The following is a 17,998-nucleotide window of genomic DNA, read 5'->3' as shown; positions in this document are numbered from 1 at the left end:
GACCGCCACACCGCGACCGAGCGGGTGCGCCGGTTCAACTGGAGGAGAACAGTGGAGTTCGACGTCACGATCGAGATCCCGAAGGGCCAGCGCAACAAGTACGAGGTCGACCACGCGACAGGTCGCATCCGTCTTGACCGCATGCTGTTCACCTCGACGCGCTACCCGGACGACTACGGGTTCATCGAAGGCACCCTCGGTGAGGACGGCGACCCGCTGGACGCCCTGGTCCTGCTCGAGGAGCCCACGTTCCCCGGTTGCCTGATCCGTTGCCGCGCGCTCGGCATGTTCCGCATGCGCGACGAGGCCGGCGGTGACGACAAGGTCCTGTGCGTGCCCACGGGAGACCAGCGTGCCGCGTGGCGCCAGGACATCGACGACGTCTCGGACTTCCACCGTCTCGAGATCCAGCACTTCTTCGAGGTCTACAAGGACCTCGAGCCGGGCAAGTCCGTCGAGGGCGCCCACTGGACCGGCCGCGCCGAGGCCGAGGCCGAGATCGAGCGCTCGATCCAGCGTGCGATCGACAGCGGTTACCACACGCCCGGTCACTGAGGTCGCTGAGACCCCTGAGGTCGCCGACGCGACCGACCTGCCCGGCCCGCGAGGCCCGGCGACGACGCACGACGAGGCCCGGTCCCCTGAGGGGGGCCGGGCCTCGTCGTGCGCGGGGCGCTACGGCCGTCCGGCGTACGGCATGCTGCTCGTCCACCGCACGGGGCTGATCTGCACCGGCTTGCCCTCGTAGATGGCCTCGATCATCTGGCCGTTGCCGACGTACATGGCCACGTGCCAGATGGTGCTCGGGTCCTGGGGGTTCTTCCCGTAGAAGATGAGGTCTCCGGGGCGGAGCTGGCTGTAGGGGATCTTCGCGACGTGGCCGTACTGGGAGCGCGAGGTCCGCGTGATGCTCACCCCGACGCTGGCCCAGGCCTGGGAGGTCAGGCCCGAGCAGTCGTACGCCGGGCCGGTGCCGCCCCACAGGTACGGGGCGCCGATCTTCGTCCGCGCCCAGGCGACCGCGGCCTGCCCCTTCGCCGCTCCGCTGCCCCCGGGGTTCACCGGCGGTTCCACCGGTGGCGTGACGGGAGGCGTGACGGGCGGGGTCACCGGGGGCGTGACGGGCGGGGTCACCGGGGGCGTGACGGGCGGCGTGACCGGCGGGGTCACCGGCGGGGTCACCGGCGGGGTGACGGGCGGCGTGACGGGAGGGCTCACGCTCCCCCCGCCCGACGGCGGAGCGGGAGTCGTCCCGCCGCTCTCCTCGGGCGCCGGCACGGTCTGGCCGCCGCGGTCGGCCTGGGCCTGCTGCTCGGCGGCGGCCCGCCGCTCGGCGTCGAGCGCGTCCTGCCGCGCGCGCTCGACCTCGACGGTCGTCGCACGGGCCGCCGCGAGGTCCGCGAGGAGCTCGTCGCGTCGGGCAGCGGCCGCTCGGACGGCGCCGTCGATGCTCTGCTGCGCCTCGACCGCTGAGACGTGGGCCTGCTCGGCCCGCTCGGCGGCTTCTGCCTGCGCCTCCTGCGCGGCGACGGACCGCGCCCGGGCCGAGTCGGCGAGGGCGCGGGCGGTGCGGTGCCCGTCGGCGACCGCCTGGACCTTGCGGCCGGTGAGCCGCTGCGCCTGCTCGGACGTGACGATCTGCTCGAGCTCGTCGGCGTCGAGCACGACGCGCAACGTGTCGAGCGACCCGCCGGACTGGCGCGAGGCACGGTAGGAGGCACCCATCGCGGAGCGCGCCGCGGCCTCCCCCGCCTCGGCCGTGGTGAGTGCCGTCTCCGCGGCCTCGACCTCGGCCGTGGCGGCCTCGAGAGCGCTCTGCGCCTCGCCCGCGTCCTCGGCCGAGAGGCCCGCGCGGATCCAGGCGGCGTCCTGCTGGTCGGCGAGACGGGCGAGCTCGGCCTCGATGTCGGCGACCCGGCGGGTCGCCGACTGCTCGTCCTGCTGGGCCGACCGGACGTCGTCGTCACCGGGGGGCTCTGCCTCGGCCGCCGGGACGACGCCTCCGGTGAGCGACACGGCCAGGGCCGCGACGAGCGCGATCCGCCCTGCGCTCCGGTGCGCGCCGGGCTCCTGGGCCGGGCGACGCCGTCGGGCGGGTGTCGCCTGCTGGGGGGAAGGCTGCGGGAGCATCACGCTCCTCCTATGCGTCGTCGGGAGGCGTCAGCCGCACGGGCGACCGGAGGGTGCCGCAGGCGCGCGGCCGACGTCCAGTCTCCCTGGCGGTCCAGGAAGGCGCGACCAGGCGCCCGGAGGAACGGACGCCGTGCACGGGTGAGCCCCCGCCCTGGATGTCTCGCATCGCGAGACGGGGGTATCGCCGGATGAGATGCCGACCTAGTCTCGGAGCATGACCTGCCGACGAATGTGTAGCTGACCCCCAGCGCACGTTCGCCTGCCCTGCGGGCGGCCCCCGGACGCAGCCACGGACCACGCCGACGACGACCGTCGACCCACGGCCCCGCGGCCCCCAGCCGGTCCCGCCCACCGCGTGCGCACCAGTCCACCCACTGCCCCGCCGCGGACCGCCCCCGGAACCAGGCCACCGGACGCACCTGCGGCTCCCTCCCTCGCACCCCAAGGAGCCACCATGAGCACCGAGCCCCGCTGGTCCTTCGAGACCCGCCAGATCCACGCCGGCCAGACGCCCGACCCCACCACCGGGGCACGCGCGCTGCCGATCTACCAGACCACGTCGTTCGTGTTCCCCGACGCGGGGGTCGCGGCCGACCGCTTCGCCCTCAAGGACCTCGGCCCCATCTACACGCGCATCGGCAACCCGACCGCCGAGGTCGTCGAGAACCGCATCGCCAACCTCGAGGGCGGCGTCGGAGCGCTGCTGCTCGCGTCGGGCCAGGCCGCGACCACGTTCGCGATCCTCAACGTCGCCGAGGCCGGCGACCACGTCGTGGCCAGCCCGTCGCTGTACGGCGGCACGTACAACCTGCTCCGGTACTCGCTCGCCAAGCTCGGCATCGAGACCACGTGGGTCACCGACCCGCACGACCCGCAGGCCTGGCGCGACGCGGCCCGTCCGAACACCAAGGCGTTCTTCGCCGAGACCATCCCCAACCCGCAGGCCGACATCCTCGACATCGAGGCCGTGGCCGCCGCCGCGCACGAGGTCGGCGTACCGCTCATCGTCGACAACACGGTCGCGACGCCCTACCTCCTGCGCCCCATCGAGTTCGGCGCGGACATCGTCATCCACTCCGCGACCAAGTACCTCGGCGGGCACGGCTCGGCGATCGGCGGCGTGATCGTCGACTCCGGCAACTTCGACTTCTCGAAGGACCCCGAGCGGTTCGCGAGCTTCAACACGCCGGACCCCAGCTACAACGGGATCGTGTACGCCCGCGACCTGGGCGTCGACGGCATCCTGGGCGCGAACCTCGCCTACATCCTCAAGGCGCGCGTCCAGCTCCTGCGCGACCTGGGCTCCGCCATCTCGCCGTTCAACGCGTTCCTCATCGCCCAGGGCATCGAGACGCTGTCGCTGCGCGTCGAGCGCCACGTCGAGAACGCCAAGACCGTCGCGGCGTGGCTCGAGTCGCGCGACGACGTCGTGTCCGTGGGCTACGCGGGCCTCCCGTCGAGCCCCTGGTACGCCAACGCGCAGAAGTACACGCCGCGCGGCCCGGGCGCGATCGTCACGTTCGAGCTCGACGGCGGGAGCGACGCCGGCCAGGCGTTCGTCTCCGCGCTGACGCTCCACTCGAACGTCGCCAACATCGGCGACGTCCGCTCGCTCGTCATCCACCCGGCGTCCACGACGCACGCCCAGCTCAGCCCCGAGGAGCAGGTCACGGCCGGTGTCACGCCGGGCCTCGTCCGCCTGTCCGTCGGGATCGAGCACGTCGACGACATCCTCGCGGACCTCGAGGCGGGATTCACCGCCGCGAAGGCCGCGCTGGGGTCCGACGCCGCGACCGCTGCCTCGGTCGCGGCGGAGTAGGGCACCGGGACACGCGATGACGATTCTGGACGGCCGGGGCACCCCCGGTGCCCCGGCCGTACAGTGGTCGGCGATGACCTCTCCGCCCCCGTCAGCGACTCCTCGCCCGCACCGCGGGTCGGACTCGCGCGCCCGGGCCAAGGCGCCCGTACCGGCCTCGGCGGCGTGGCGCGAGGGGGACGACGTCGGGGCGCGCCTCTTCGCGGACGTCGGCACGTTCGACCTCGAGGCCGGCGGCAGGCTGCCGGACGTGCGCGTCGCGTACGAGACCTGGGGCACGCTCGCCCCCGACGGCTCCAACGCGGTGCTCGTGCTGCACGCGCTCACCGGGGACTCGCACGTCGTCGGCCCGACCGGCCCCGGGCACCTGTCCGCGGGCTGGTGGGAGGCCATGGTCGGGCCCGGCGCCCCCATCGACACCGACCGGTACTTCGTCGTCGCGCCCAACGTGCTCGGCGGCTGCCAGGGCACCACGGGCCCCGCCTCGGCCGCGCCCGACGGCCGCCCCTGGGGCGGGCGCTTCCCGCGCGTGACCACACGGGACCAGGTCGCCGTGGAGATCGAGCTCGCGCGTACCCTCGGCATCTCGTCGTGGGCGCTCGTGATCGGCGCGTCCATGGGCGGGCTGCGCGTGCTCGAGTGGGCGATCCTCGGCCCCGAGGCCGGGATCACGGTCGAGTCGATCGCGGTCATCGCGTCGGGCGCCCACACCTCGGGCGACCAGATCGCGTGGGCGCACCCGCAGCTCGGCGCCATCCGTGCCGACCCGCGGTACAGGGGCGGCGACTACTACGACGTCCCCGACGACCAGGGCCCCCACGTGGGCCTCGGCATCGCGCGCCAGATCGCGCACGCGACGTACCGCAGCGCGCGCGAGCTCGACGAACGCTTCGGCCGGCTCCCGCAGGGCGGCGAGGACCCGTTCACCGACGGGCGCTACGCCGTCCAGTCCTACCTGGACCACCACGGCGACAAGCTCTCGCGCCGCTTCGACGCGAACTCCTACGTCGTGCTGACCGAGTCCATGCTGACGCACGACCTGGGCCGCGACCGCGGCGGGATCGACGCCGCACTGGGCCAGATCACGGCCCGCACGCTCGTCGTGGCCGTCGACACCGACCGCCTGTTCCTCCCCGAGCACTCGGTGCGGATCGCCCAGGGCATCCCGGGGGCGCAGCCCGTGCGGCTGCTGCACTCGGAGTTCGGGCACGACGGGTTCCTCATCGAGTTCGACCAGCTCGGCCCCATGGTCACGCAGTTCCTCGGGGAGCGCGCGCAGGTCTGAGGACGCCACGGCGCCGTGAGCGGCGGCGTCTGGCTCGTCGAGCGTGCCGGCCCGCGCCCGTCCCACCCAGCGCACCGCGCGTGACGTCCCACCCGCCGACCGGGCACCATGTCCCCATGACCGCAGACCTGGCCGAGGCCACCGCAGCCCTCCGTACCCAGTGGGACCGCCTCGAGAGGTGGCTCGGCTCGCTCGACGACACCCTGGACGACGCGGTCGACCGGCCCAGCGTCCTGGACGGCTGGACCGTGGGCGAGCTCGTGTCGCACCTGGGACGGGCCATGGACGCGCTCGTGGCCGCAGGACCGGTCGCCCCCGGGACCAACCCGTTGACGCTCGCCGAGTACCTCGGCACCTACCCCGAGCGCGCCGAGCAGATCGCCCAGGTGACGCGAGCCCTCGACGACGAGATCGCGGCCGACCGCCTGACCGCCGTCTCGGGGTACGCGCGCCGTGCGTTCGCGCGCCTCGACGAGCTGTCGCCGACCGAGACCGTGGTCCAGGCCCGCCGCGGTCCCATCACGCTGCGCGACATGGTGGTCTCGCGCGTCATCGAGCTCGTGGTCCACGCCGACGACCTGGAGCGCAGCCTGCCCGGCGTCGCCGAGAAGGCCGTCGACCGAGGCGCTCTGGACCTGGTCGCGGCCGAGCTCCTGCGCATCGTCGTGACGCGCGGCGGCTGGAGCCTCGAGGTCGTCGACCCGCGTCTGTGGGTCCGGCTCGCGACGGGCCGCACCCCCTACGACGTCGACGACCTGGCCCGCGCGCTCGCGCCGCTCCACACCTCGGACTCGGTCCCGGACCTGGGGCGCATGCTGCCGCTTCTCTGACGTCCTGGCTGCGCGGTCCTGCACGAGACGGGTGGCCCGGTCCGAGACGCGCCTGACGGACGGGTGCGCGACCACCCGTCTCGTGCGCGACCACCCGTCTCGCCGGGCACCCGCGGGCACCCGCGACCCTGCCGGCCGGGCGGCCCAACTATGCTCGACCGGTGGTCGACGACATGCGGGTGACGGTCCTGGCAGGCGGTGTGGGTGGCGCGAAGCTCGCCCACGGCATGGAGCTCGCGGGAGCCGACCTCACGGTCGTGGTCAACACGGCCGACGACGTCGAGCTGCACGGCCTCGCGATCAGCCCTGACCTGGACACCGTGACGTACACGCTCGCGGGCCTCGCGGACGACGTGCGCGGGTGGGGCCTCGCCGGCGAGACGTACGCGACGCTCGACGCCCTGCGCCGCCTGGGCGAGGAGACGTGGTTCACGCTGGGCGACAAGGACCTCGCGACGCACATCGCACGCACGGCCCGTCTGCGCGCCGGGGCCACGCTGACCGAGGTCACGGCCCAGCTCACGGCCTCGCTCGGGGTGCGCTCGCGCCTGCTGCCCATGACCGACGACCTGGTGGCGACCGTCGTGGAGACCGCCGACGGGTCGCTGGGCTTCCAGGAGTACTTCGTCGCGCGCCAGCACCGCGACGAGGTCCTGGGACTGACGTTCGTGGGGGCCGAGCAGGCCACCCCTGCTCCGGGCGTGCTCGACGCCGTCACGGGGCCGGACCTGCTGGTCGTCGCGCCGTCGAACCCGTTCCTGTCGATCGAGCCGATCCTGAGCGTGCCCGGCGTCCGCGACGCCCTCGTGGCCTCGTCGGCCCGCCGCGTCGCGGTGAGCCCGATCGTGGGCGGCCGCGCGCTCAAGGGACCGGCGGCGTCGGTCCTCGCGAGCCTGGGGCACGACGTCTCGGCCCTGGGCGTCGCGCGCCTGTACGTGGGACTGGTCGACGTCATGTGCATCGACCAGACGGACCGGGACCTCGCGCCCGCGATCGAGGCCCTGGGCCTCGAGGTGCTCGTGACGGACACCGTCATGGGCGGCGCGGAAGGCCGCGAGCGCCTGGCCCGCGAGCTCCTCGCGGCGTCGGCATGATGCCCGACGGCGCCACGTCGGCCTCGCCCGACGCGTCACCCGCGCGGGGCGACCTGCCGGACGGCGGCCCGCACCCGGGGGACACCGGTGCCGCGGGCGCGCACGCGGTCGGGCGGCGCGTGGTGGCCGTCGTGCCGCTGCGCGACGGGTCGTCGGGCAAGTCGCGGCTCGCGTCCGTGCTCGACCCGGCCGAGCGCAGCCGCCTGATCGGAGTCCTCGCGCGGCACGTCGTCGGGACGCTGCTCGCGAGCGAGGCCGTGGAGCGCGTGCTCGTCGTGACGTCGGACCCGCGTTTCACGTGGCGCGCGCTGGGGAGCCTGGTCCCGCCCGTGCGCCCGCCCCTGGACGAGGCACCGCCGGCGGAGAGCAGTACCCCCGTCGGCGGGGACGAGGCCGGTGCTGCGGGCGAGGGCGCCGCCGGTGACGCCGAGGCCGACGGGCCGGGCCGTCTCCAGATCGTGCTCCAGCCCGCGAGCAGGCCGGGGCTGAACGCCGCGCTCGACGTCGGGCGGGAGGTCGTCGCGGGCCTCGCGACCGACCCGGCGGCCCCCGCCGCCCGGCTCCTGGTCGCCCACGCCGACCTCCCGGCGCTCACGGTCGAGGACGTCGACGCGCTGCTCGCCCACGACGCGCCGATCGTGGTCGCGACCGACCGGGCCCGCTCCGGCACGAACCTGCTGGTGCTCGACGCCGACGTGGCGTTCACCTTCCGGTTCGGCGCCGGGAGCCTCCCGGCGCACCTGGCCGAGGCCGACCACCGGGGCGTGCGCGCCACCGTCGTGCAGCGGACCGGGACCGCGGTGGACCTCGACACGCTCGACGACTGGGCCGAGCTGCCGGCCGACGTGCGGGCACGCGACGACCTGTCGGCGCTCCACCGGGCCATGGACCGGGCGGGCTCCGGCACCTGAGGCGCCCGTCCCTCGGGACGGGCAGCCGATTGCCGGTCCGGCACGCCGGTGGCATCGTGGCCGCATGGCGATCGAGGTGCGGCCCGCGACGGTGTTCGCCGACGTGCGCACCATGGTCGGGCCCAGGCGGCCCGACGCCAACGTGTGCTGGTGCCTGAGCTACCGCCTGCCCTCGACGGAGAACGTCGCGCTCGTCGGCCCCGAGCGCGGGGCGCTCGTCGAGAGGCTCTGCCGTCAGGACCCACCGCCCGGTGTGCTCGCCTACGACGGCGACGACGTCGTGGGCTGGGCCGCGGTGCACCCGCGCGCCGACACCGCCTTCGCGCGCAACCGCAAGATCCCGCACGTCGACGACCTCGACGTGTGGTCGGTGTGGTGCCTGCGCGTGCGCCCCGGGCACCGCGGCAAGGGCATCTCGCACCACCTGCTCCAGGGCGCGGTCACGTTCGCCCGCGAGCACGGCGCCCCCGCGGTCGAGGGCTACCCGCTCGACAACCAGGGGAAGAAGATCGACCTGACCATGGCCTACGCGGGCACCCGGAAGCTCTTCGAGGACGCCGGGTTCACGCAGGCGACGACGACCGGCTCGGTGCTCAACGGGTTCCCGCGCGTGCTCATGCGGCTCGACCTGCGCTGACGCCCCTGCTCACCACCCACCGCGGTGCACCACGTCCTCGAGCGGACGTCGCGCACGTCGCGTGGGCGACCCGCTCGCCGCGCGCCCTCCCTCGACACCTCGGGCGGTGTCCACGGCCTCGTGCCCCACCGCGACCACCCCGGTGACCAGGAGCTCGTCCGGCACCCCGAGCTCGGCGCGCAGCGCCTCGACCTGCCCCGGCGGCACCCCGAAGAAGCACGCCCCCAGCCCCTCGTCGACCGCGGTCTGGAGCATGAGCAGCGACGCCATGCCCGCGTCGACGTGCCAGTACGGCACGTCCCACGGCGACTCCCCCTCCCCCGCGGCCTGCGCCGCCGCCCGGGCCTTGTCGTCCTCGGCGTACCGCCGCAGGTACGCCTCGCGCGAGGTCAGGACCACGACGACCACGGGGGCCGTCCGCATCCCCGCGAGCCACCTGTTCTCCCGCGCGCCGGCCACGGCCTCCGCCCCTGCCTCGTCGGCCGCACCCACGCCCGCCACCGCCCCCGGCGAGGTCGCGGACCAGAAGCGCGCGACGTCGTCGGGCCGGTCGAGGACCACGAACGCCCACCCCTGCGTGAACCCCGCGTTGGGTGCGCGGACCGCGTTGCGGAGCATGCGGTCCACCGCCTCCGGCGGGACGGGCTCGCCCGTGAAGCGGCGGACCATGCGGCGGCGGCGGACGACGTCCTGGAACTCCATGCGGACCATGCTGCCAGGCCCACCACGACGCAGGCTCCCCGCGCGCCGCCGCGCCCCGGGTGCCACGATGCGTGAGTCGCGCCGTCGGCCACGATCCGGCACCGCCCCGTCGCAGGAAGGCCCCGCACGTGAGCGAAGCACGCAGGACGCCCGGCGCGGGGACCATCACGGTCACCGCGCTCGCCGTCATGAACATCGTCGCGGTCGTGAGCCTGCGCGGGCTGCCGGCCGAGGCCGAGTACGGGCTCGCCTCGACGTTCTACTACCTCTTCGCGGCGCTGTTCTTCCTGGCCCCCGTGGGCCTGGTCGCGGCCGAGCTCGCGACCGGCTGGCCCGAGGAGGGCGGCATGTTCCGCTGGGTCGGCGAGGCGTTCGGCAGCCGGTGGGGGTTCCTCGCGATCTTCATGGTGTTCATCGAGGGCTGCATCTGGTTCCCCACGATCCTCACGTTCGCCGCGGTCACGCTCGCCTACACGGGGGACGCGGCGACGGCCCCGCAGGTGTCGAGCGACAAGGTGTTCGTGCTCGTGGTCGTCCTCGCGGTGTTCTGGCTCGCGACCCTCATCGCGCTGCGCGGCGTGCGGTCCTTCTCGTCGGTCGCCAAGTGGGGCGGCATCCTGGGCACGCTCGTGCCGGCCGTGGTCCTCGTGGGGCTGGCCGCCGCCTACCTCGCGGCGGGCCACCCGTCACAGACCGAGCTCTCGTGGGGCGCGTTCGTGCCCGACCTGTCGAAGGTGTCGAACATCGTGCTCGCCGCGAGCATCTTCCTGTTCTACGCGGGCATGGAGATGAACGCGGTGCACGTGCGCTCGATCAGGAACCCGATCCGCAACTACCCCGTGGCGATCCTCGTGGCAGCGCTCGGGGCCGTCGTCGTCCTGACGCTGGGGACGCTCGCGATCGCCGTCGTCGTCCCGCCCGGGCAGATCGACCTGACGCAGAGCCTGCTCACGACCTTCCACACGCTGCTCGACTGGGCGGGGATCGGGTGGGCTGCGCCGGTCCTGGCCGCGATGCTGGCCGTGGGCGTGCTCGCGGGCATCGTGACGTGGGTGGCGGGTCCCGCGACGGGCCTGCTGTCGGTGGCCAGGGCGGGCTACCTGCCGATCTGGTTCCACCGCACCAACCGGGCGGGCATGCCGTCACGCATCCTGCTCGTCCAGGCCGCGGTCGTCACGGTCCTGTCGGTGCTGTTCGTGGTCCTGCCCTCGGTCCAGGCCGCCTACCAGCTCATGAGCCAGCTCACCGTGATCCTGTACCTCGTCGCGTACGTGCTGATGTTCGCGGCCGTGATCGCGCTGCGGTACACGCAGCCGAGCCGCCCGCGCCGCTACCACGTGCCCGGCGGGCTGGTGGGCGTGTGGGTCATCGGCGGGTGCGGCCTGCTCGCGTCGGTGCTCGCGCTGGTCGTGAGCTTCGTGCCGCCCGCGCAGGTCGAGGTGGGCAGCCCGACGACGTACGTGGGTCTGCTCGTCGGCCTCAGCGTGGTCTTCGTGGCCCTGCCGTTCTGGGCGTACGCCGCGCGCAGGCCGTCGTGGCGCGACGGCACGCTCGACTTCGCACCGTTCACGTGGCAGGCGACGGCACCGGGCGGCTCGGCGACCGACGGGCAGGAGACCGGCGGGACCGACCCCGGGGCGGGCGACCCGTGGCCGCCCGCCCACCGGTGAAACCCTAGAGCCGCTCGGCGAGCAGCTCGACGAGCGCCTTGCCCTGCACTCCGCCGAGCTGGTCGGCCTGGGTGCGGCACGAGAACCCGTCGGCCAGGAAGACGTCGTTCGGCCCGGCAGCCCGCAGCGCGGGCAGGAGCGCGTTCTCCGCGACCGCCACGGACACGTCGTAGTGGCCCTTCTCCATGCCGAAGTTCCCGGCGAGGCCGCAGCACCCGGCGAGCGTGTCGATCGTGGCGCCGGCGCCGCGGAGCAGCTTCTCGTCGGCCTGGAAGCCCATGACGGAGTGCTGGTGGCAGTGCGGCTGGACGACGGCCGTGACGTCGGACAGGTCGGGGACCTTCCACCCGGTCTCCGGCGCGGGCCGGGTCTCGGGGCGCGTGAGCAGCTCGGCGACCGTGTGGGTCGCGCCCGCGACGGCCTTCGCACGCGGGTCGTCGGGGAAGAGGTCGACCAGGTCCGAGCGCAGCACCGCGGTGCACGAGGGCTCGAGCCCGACGATCGGGATCCCGTTGACCGCGAACGGCCCGAGGACCTGGAGCAGGTTCTCGAGGCGCTTGCGGGCGCCGTCGAGCTGGCCCGTGCTGATCCAGGTCAGACCGCAGCAGGCCTGCTGGTCGGGCACGATCACGTCGTAGCCCGCGGCGTCGAGCACCGCGACCGCGGACTGCGGCACCGAGGGTGCGAGCGCGTCGCTGAACGAGTCGGTCCACAGGACGACCTTGGGCCGCTCGTGGCTCACGGGGCGGCCCGGCGTCTGCCCGACGGCGAGCCCCGGCACCCCGCTCGTCGCACCGCCGCGCTTCCACCACGTGCGGAAGGGGACCTCGGCGAACCTCGGCACCTCACGGCGCGAGTCCATGCCGCCGAGCGAGAGCACGAGCTTCGCGATGGGCCGGACGCCCAGGACGGCGTTGATGAGCCGCGGCATCATGCCCGCGAGGCGCGCCCAGCGCGGGAGCCAGCCCAGGGCGTAGTGGTTCATGGGGCGCAGCTTGCCCCGGTAGGTCCGGTGCAGGACCTCGGCCTTGTACTGGGCCATGTCGACGCCCGCGGGGCAGTCGGCCGAGCACGCCTTGCAGGACAGGCACAGGTCGAGCGAGTCGCGGACCTCGGGCGACGTGAGGCCTCCCACGAGCGTGCCGTTGATCGCGTCCTGGAGCACGCGGGCGCGGCCGCGCGTGACGTCCTTCTCGTCCTTGGTCGCCTGGTAGGAGGGGCACATGAAACCGCCCGACGCCGAGGAGTCCGCGCGGCACTTGCCGACGCCGACGCAACGGTGCACGGCCTGGGTCATGTCGCCGTGGTCGTGGCTGAACGAGAAGCCGCCCTTGGTCGGCAGCACCGGCAGCGCCTGGGGGCGACGCAGGTCCGCGTCGACCGCGGCGGGCCGCACGATCACGCCCGGGTTGAGCACGTCCTGCGGGTCGAACAACGCCTTGACCTGCTCGAACAGCGAGATGGCCTCGGGTGAGTACATGACGGGCAGCAGCTCCGAGCGGGCGCGGCCGTCACCGTGCTCGCCCGACAGCGAGCCGCCGTACTTGGCCACGAGCTGCGCCGCCTCGGTCATGAAGGTGCGCAGCACCGAGCCCGACGTCTCGAGCGGGATGTCGATGCGCAGGTGCACGCACCCGTCGCCGAAGTGCCCGTACGGCAGGCCGTCGACGCCGTAGCGCGCCATGAGCGCGTCGAGGTCGCGCAGGTAGGCGCCCAGCTTCTCCGGGGGGACCGCGGAGTCCTCCCAGCCCGGCCACGCCTGCTCGCCCGCCGGGGTGCGCCCGGCCAGCCCGGCGCCGTCGGCCCGGATCTGCCACATGGCGGTGGCGTCGGGACCTGCGGGCAGGATGCGCGTGGACGTCGACGCGGAGGCCGCGACGATCGCCTCGGCGTTCGCGTACGCCTCCTCGGGGGTCGCGCCCCCGACCTCGACCATCATCCAGCCACCGCCCGGCGGCAGCTCGGGGACCGAGCCCGCGCCCTTGGCGCGGCGCACCACGTCGACGAGGCGCGCGTCGAGGCCCTCGACCGCGAGCGGGCTCAGCGAGAGGAGGGCGGGGACGTCGTCGGCCGCGGTCGGCATGTCCTCGTAGGCGAGGACGATGAGCGTGGGTGCGCTCGGGACCGGGACCAGGGTGACCGTGGCCTCGAGGATCGTGACGAGCGTGCCCTCGGAGCCCACGAGGAACTTCGCGAGGTCCGAGCCGTTCTCCGGCAGCAGGTGCTCGACCGAGTACCCCGAGACCTGGCGGCCGAACCGCCCGAACTCGGTGCGGATGAGCGCCATGTTGTCCTTGACGAGCCGCGCGAGGCCCGGGACCGCCGCGAACGTCGGGTCGCCCTTGCCCGCGGTGAAGCGCCGGCCCGTGCCGTCGACCACGTCGAGCTCGACCACGTTGTCCGCGGTGCGCCCGTAGGCGACCGCGTGCGGGCCGCACGCGTTGTTGCCGATCATGCCGCCGAGCGTCGCGCGGTTCTGCGTCGAGGGGTCCGGGCCGAACCGCAGGCCGTGCGGGGCTGCGGCCTTCTGGAGGGTCGACATGACCACCCCCGGCTCGACGCGGGCCGTGCGGGCCTCGGGGTCGACCGACAGGACCTTGTTCACGTGCCGCGAGAAGTCGATCACGACGCCCGGGCCGATCGAGTTGCCCGCGACCGACGTGCCGGCGCCGCGCGCCGTGAGCGGCACGCCCAGCTCACGCGTGACGTCGAGCGTCGCGACGACGTCGTCGGTCGAGACCGGGAACACCACCATCTCGGGGACCACGCGGTAGTTCGACGCGTCCGTCGAGTACTCCGCCCGGCGCCGCGTCGCGGTGTCGACGATGCCGCGCGTCGTGGTGCGCAGCGCGGCCGCGATCGCCTCGCGCGCCGCGTCGGCCGCTCGCTCCGCCTCCCGGCGGGCCGTGGACCGCGCAGCCTCCTCGGCGGCGGTCGTCGTCGCGGCCCGGGCGTCCGCCTCCGGTCGCTCGGGCGGGACGGAGGCTCCTGCGGCGTCGAGTTCAGCAGTCACGTCGGCGATTCTCCCACCACTCCCCGGGGCCGCGGACGAGCGTCCGGGGAGTGTCCGGATCCGGGGGTTCCGCGTGGGACGGGCCGGGCCAGGACGCCCGACGGCGGCGCGCCCCCGGCGGGGAGCACGGCTCGGGCGCGCGGCGCGGTACGGGTGCGGGTCAGGTTCTGGGGGCGGGGACCTGGCGCCGGGTCTCGTACCTCGTCAGGAGCACGCCGCCCGGAAAGGTCCGGGTCTCCACCAGGTCCAGGTCCACCCAGCTGTCCAGCGGGGTGAAGAACGGCGTGCCGCCGCCCACCAGGACCGGGTGGGTGACGACCACGTACTCGTCGATCAGCCCGGCACGCATGGCCGCCGAGGCCAGGGTGGCGCCGCCGATCTCCAGGGGGCCGCCGTCCTCGGCCTTGAGCCGGGCGATCTCGCTGACGGCGTCATCGGTGACGAGCCGGGCGTTCCAGTCGACCTCGCGGGGCGTCGAGGAGAACACCACCTTGGGCATGTCCCGCCACCGGCGGGCGAACTCGACGTGCGCGGGCGTGGCGCCGGGCTGCTGGTCGGCGGTCGGCCAGTGGGCGCTCATGTCCTCCCACAGCCTGCGCCCGTAGAGCGCAAGGCCCGTCGCCGCGACCCGGTCGGACCACCACTGGAACAGCTCGTCGCTCGGCACGCTCCAGCCGAGGTCGTCGCCCGGCGCGGCGGTGTACCCGTCCAGGCTCACGCTCATGCCGAATGTCAGCTTCCCCATGGTCTCGTCCTCCCGTGGTCGGTGTCGGTGCACTGCAGACCGGCACGGCGCGAAGAACTCATCGACCGGTCCGAGGTGCGCTCACAGCACGAGCTCCGGCTGCAGCCTCGTCGGGCTCCACACCCGCTGCCGGTACGCCGCGTACGTCGTGGCCGCGAGCGCGACCGCGAGCACCGCCAGCAGCACCCCGATGTCGCGCGCGACGGTCGCGAGGTCGCCCCCGTACAGGAGCTGTCGCAGGCCCTCGACCGTGTAGGACATGGGCAGGAAGCGGTGCAGGGCGCGCAACGGCTCGGGGATCGTCTGCCACGGGAACGTCCCTCCCGCGGTCACGAGCTGGACGAGCATGAGCACGAGGCCCAGGAACTGCCCCACGGCTCCCAGGTACACGTTGAGCGCCTGGAGGATCGCGACGAACGTCGCCGACGCGAGCACGAGCAGGACCGCGGTCCCGACGCCGTGCACGGGGTCGATGTCGAGCGCGAACTTCACGACCGTGAACATGAGCGCGACCTGCGCCACGCCGATCAGCGCCGGGGTGAGCCACCCGCCGAGCGCCGTCTGCCACGCGGGCCGCCCTGCGGCGAGCGACCTGTTCGACAGCGGTCGCACGAGCAGGAACAGCACGTACGCTCCGATCCACGCCGCGAGGGACATGAAGAACGGTGCGAGGCCCGCACCGTAGGTGCCCGCGTTCGCGATGACGTCCTTCTTGACGGCGACGGGGTTGCCGATCGTCTTCGCGGTGTCCTCCTGCGTCTGCTCGTCGAGGTCCGGGATCCGGCCCAGGCCCGCGGCCAGACCGTCGCGCAGCTCGGTCATGCCGGACAGCAGCTCGCCCGCGCCGTCGCGCAGGGTCACGCTCGAGGTCGCGAGCTCGGCCGCACCGTCGGACACCTGCACCGTGCCCGACGCGAGGCTGCTCGCCCCGGTCGCGAGCGTGCCCGCCCCGGACTCGAGCTCCGCCGCCCCCGACGCGAGCCGGTCCCCGCCCGACGCCGCGGTCGCGATGCCCTGGGTGAGCTCGGGCGTCGCGGCCGCGAGGGTCGCCGCCCCGTTCGCGACCTGCGACGACCCCGAGCTGAGCTCGTCCAGCCTGGCCGCCGCGCCCTCGACCGTCGCGGCGGCGTCCTCGACCGGGGTGCGCGCGTCCTCGAGGACCTGCGTGACGGCGTCGGCCTCCTCCTGGGTGATGACGCCCGCCGCGACGAGCTCCGCGAGGCGTGCCTCCAGGTCGGTGCGTGCGGTGTCCAGGAGCCCGACGACGTCGCGCGCCGCCGTGGCCGCGTCCTGCCCGTAGCCCGCGACCTGGGCGTTGCCGTCGGCGACCTGCTGCGCGCCGTCGGCCAGCTCCTTCGTCTGGGCCGGCAGGTCCGCGGTCTTGCTGCGGAGGGTGTCGAGGCCGTCGGACAGGGTGGCCGCCCCCGAGGCGAGCGTGCTGCTCCCGGCCCTGAGCTCGTCGGCGCCCGCCGCGACCTTCGAGGCGCCGGCCGCCGTCTCGCCCGCCCCCGACGCGAGCCGCGCCGTGCCGTCGACCAGCTGCACGGTCCCGTCGGAGAGCTGTGCGGCGCCGTCGACCAGCTTCTGCGCGCCCTCGACGCCGCTGGCGAGGTTCGTGTGGATCGACGCGAAGCCCTTGAGGAACGTGTCTGCGGCCTCGGTGCCCACCTGCTCGGCGATCGAGTCCCGCACCTGGCCCACGATCGTGTCGGCGATGGTCGTCGCGAGGTAGTTGTCGGCGTCGTTCGTGATGAGGATCAGGCTCGCCTGCTGCGGCTCGAACCTTCCCGACGAGGCGAGGTCCGCGGAGAAGGTGGGGCCGATCACGAGCGCCGCGTCGAAGCGGCCCGAGCGGACCCCGGCCTCGGCGTCGGCCTGCGTCGTCTCGACCCACCCGAACCCGCCGTCGCCGTCGACGAGCTGCTTGGCGACCTCGTCCCCGAAGTTCGTCTCGGTCGACGTCCCGTCGACCGAGTTCTCGACCGTCGTGCCACGGTCCTGGACCACCAGGGCCGCGGGAACCTCGGCGAGCCGGCCGTACGGGTCCTCGTTGGCGAACAGGTAGAGGCCCGAGTAGAGCGTCGGGATGATGATCATCGCGAGGATCGCGAGCTTGGGCAGGGTGCCGGCGCTGATGCGCCGCAGCTCGGAGATGCCGACTCGGACGGCGGTCATCGGTCGGTCTCCTCGTCCGGAGTCGGGCCAGGAGGGCCCGTCGGGTCGGTCCGGTCACGTGAGTCGGCCGGGTCGCCGGAGTCGGCCGGGCCCCGGTCGCCGTCCCCGTGCGGGCCGGCGGGCGCCTCCTCGGGCGGGCTCGCGGGCGCCTCCTCGGGCGGGCTCTCCGGTGGCGCGAGGGGGACCGCGACGGGTGGCCGGGTGCGCAGCGCCTCGACCGGCGCGGCACGCAGGGCGTCGTCGCCGCGCGCCGGTGGCAGGTCCGCGCCGAGGTCGCGCGCGGAGGACCGGGTGCACTGCACGACCACCCCGTACCCGAGCGAGGCGAGCGACTCCGCGACCGACCACCAGCCCGAGGGTTCGCCCCGGTGCCGGTCGGGCAGGGTCAGGACCACGAACCGGACCTCCTCGCGCTCGGACGCGAGCGAGGACAGGAGCGCGGTCCGGACGGCGCCGTGCAGCTCGTCGACACGGTCCTTGCGGCGGTCGAGCAGGTCGTGCACGTCGAGCCACCGGGTGGCGTCGCCCGGCAGCGAGCGCTGCCCGGCGAGCGAGAGCTCCTCGGCCACGACGTCGCCGACCGTGAGCTCGTCGTCCGGCTCGGAGATGCCGGGGACGTCGACGACCGCGGTGACCCGGCGCAGCGCGGCCGTGGACGTCGTGGTCGCGCCGTCGTCGTCCACGAGCGTGACCGTGCCCGTGAACGGGGCGAGGCGGCCCGTCGCGACGAGCGCGAGCGCGGTGTGCCCGTGACCCGGCTCGCCCGCGAGGAGCACGCACTCCCCCGACGAGACGGTCAGGCTGGTGGTTTCGAGCATCGGGGCCCGGCGGCCCTCGACCTGGACGTCCTCCAACGCGATCTGCACCGTGTGTCCTCTCGTGGCGAGCCCCGTGCGGATCGGCCGCGTCCGAGTCTCGTGTCGATCTTCCGTTGGACCCCGCGCGGGCGCACCTTGTCCGCCCGGCCGCGGTGCGTCGTCGGGC

General features: G+C 74.3%; 14 protein-coding genes. 8 read left to right on the top strand and 6 right to left on the bottom strand.

Annotated features, from left to right (window positions below):
- The first annotated feature begins 51 nt into the window (after positions 1-51).
- Positions 52-555, top strand: a complete 504-nt coding sequence (locus tag NHG27_RS02760) for an inorganic diphosphatase (RefSeq protein WP_030144047.1) — start codon at positions 52-54, stop codon at positions 553-555.
- 120 nt (positions 556-675) lie between these two features.
- Here NHG27_RS02760 and NHG27_RS02755 read toward each other — a convergent pair whose 3' ends face one another.
- The gene (locus NHG27_RS02755; protein WP_497014660.1) at positions 676-2,130 is read right to left on the bottom strand and encodes a C40 family peptidase; all 1,455 of its coding nucleotides are present in this window, start codon (positions 2,128-2,130) and stop codon (positions 676-678) included.
- A 457-nt stretch (positions 2,131-2,587) separates the two neighbouring features.
- Here NHG27_RS02755 and NHG27_RS02750 point away from each other — a divergent pair, with 457 nt between their 5' ends.
- The 6 genes from NHG27_RS02750 (at position 2,588) to NHG27_RS02725 (ending at position 8,709) form a co-directional block, all read left to right on the top strand.
- The gene (locus NHG27_RS02750; RefSeq protein WP_497014659.1) at positions 2,588-3,952 is read left to right on the top strand and encodes a bifunctional o-acetylhomoserine/o-acetylserine sulfhydrylase; all 1,365 of its coding nucleotides are present in this window, start codon (positions 2,588-2,590) and stop codon (positions 3,950-3,952) included.
- A gap of 73 nt (positions 3,953-4,025) precedes the next feature.
- Complete coding sequence (metX, locus tag NHG27_RS02745) at positions 4,026-5,237, top strand: homoserine O-acetyltransferase MetX (protein WP_497014658.1); 1,212 nt, start codon at positions 4,026-4,028, stop codon at positions 5,235-5,237.
- Positions 5,238-5,353: 116 nt separating this feature from the next.
- Positions 5,354-6,067: a maleylpyruvate isomerase N-terminal domain-containing protein gene (locus NHG27_RS02740; RefSeq protein ID WP_497014657.1), complete on the top strand. Its 714-nt coding sequence runs from the start codon at positions 5,354-5,356 to the stop codon at positions 6,065-6,067.
- Between the two features lie 161 nt (positions 6,068-6,228).
- The gene (gene cofD / locus NHG27_RS02735; protein WP_497014656.1) at positions 6,229-7,161 is read left to right on the top strand and encodes a 2-phospho-L-lactate transferase; all 933 of its coding nucleotides are present in this window, start codon (positions 6,229-6,231) and stop codon (positions 7,159-7,161) included.
- A complete protein-coding gene (cofC, locus tag NHG27_RS02730; RefSeq protein ID WP_497014655.1) occupies positions 7,158-8,072 on the top strand; it encodes a 2-phospho-L-lactate guanylyltransferase in 915 nt (304 codons plus the stop codon). Before cofD ends, cofC begins: the two co-directional genes overlap by 4 nt.
- Before the next feature lie 64 nt (positions 8,073-8,136).
- The gene (locus NHG27_RS02725; protein ID WP_497014654.1) at positions 8,137-8,709 is read left to right on the top strand and encodes a GNAT family N-acetyltransferase; all 573 of its coding nucleotides are present in this window, start codon (positions 8,137-8,139) and stop codon (positions 8,707-8,709) included.
- Between the two features lie 9 nt (positions 8,710-8,718).
- Here NHG27_RS02725 and NHG27_RS02720 read toward each other — a convergent pair whose 3' ends face one another.
- Positions 8,719-9,411 (bottom strand): nitroreductase family protein, encoded by a 693-nt coding sequence (locus NHG27_RS02720; RefSeq protein ID WP_497014653.1) that lies wholly within the window; start codon positions 9,409-9,411, stop codon positions 8,719-8,721.
- A 128-nt stretch (positions 9,412-9,539) separates the two neighbouring features.
- On the opposite strand from NHG27_RS02720, the gene gadC reads away from it, so the two are divergent.
- Positions 9,540-11,081: a glutamine/gamma-aminobutyrate antiporter GadC gene (gadC, locus tag NHG27_RS02715; RefSeq protein WP_497014652.1), complete on the top strand. Its 1,542-nt coding sequence runs from the start codon at positions 9,540-9,542 to the stop codon at positions 11,079-11,081.
- A 4-nt stretch (positions 11,082-11,085) separates the two neighbouring features.
- Here the strand turns inward: gadC and NHG27_RS02710 are convergent, their stop codons facing one another.
- The 4 genes from NHG27_RS02710 to NHG27_RS02695 form a co-directional block, all read right to left on the bottom strand.
- Positions 11,086-13,941, bottom strand: a complete 2,856-nt coding sequence (locus tag NHG27_RS02710; RefSeq protein ID WP_497014733.1) for an FAD-binding and (Fe-S)-binding domain-containing protein — start codon at positions 13,939-13,941, stop codon at positions 11,086-11,088.
- 313 nt (positions 13,942-14,254) lie between these two features.
- On the bottom strand, positions 14,255-14,839 hold the full coding sequence (locus NHG27_RS02705; RefSeq protein WP_497014651.1) for a dihydrofolate reductase family protein: 585 nt from the start codon (positions 14,837-14,839) through the stop codon (positions 14,255-14,257).
- Positions 14,840-14,920: 81 nt separating this feature from the next.
- On the bottom strand, positions 14,921-17,014 hold the full coding sequence (locus NHG27_RS02700; RefSeq protein WP_497014650.1) for a YhgE/Pip family protein: 2,094 nt from the start codon (positions 17,012-17,014) through the stop codon (positions 14,921-14,923).
- A complete protein-coding gene (locus NHG27_RS02695; RefSeq protein WP_497014649.1) occupies positions 17,011-17,880 on the bottom strand; it encodes an ATP-binding cassette domain-containing protein in 870 nt (289 codons plus the stop codon). The genes NHG27_RS02700 and NHG27_RS02695 overlap by 4 nt, the downstream gene beginning before the upstream one ends.
- Between the last annotated feature and the right edge of the window lie 118 nt (positions 17,881-17,998).

Source organism: Oerskovia sp. 140933, from assembly GCF_059651515.1.
Note: the sequence above shows the minus strand (reverse complement) of the source record. Positions and strands in the feature narration are given on the sequence as shown.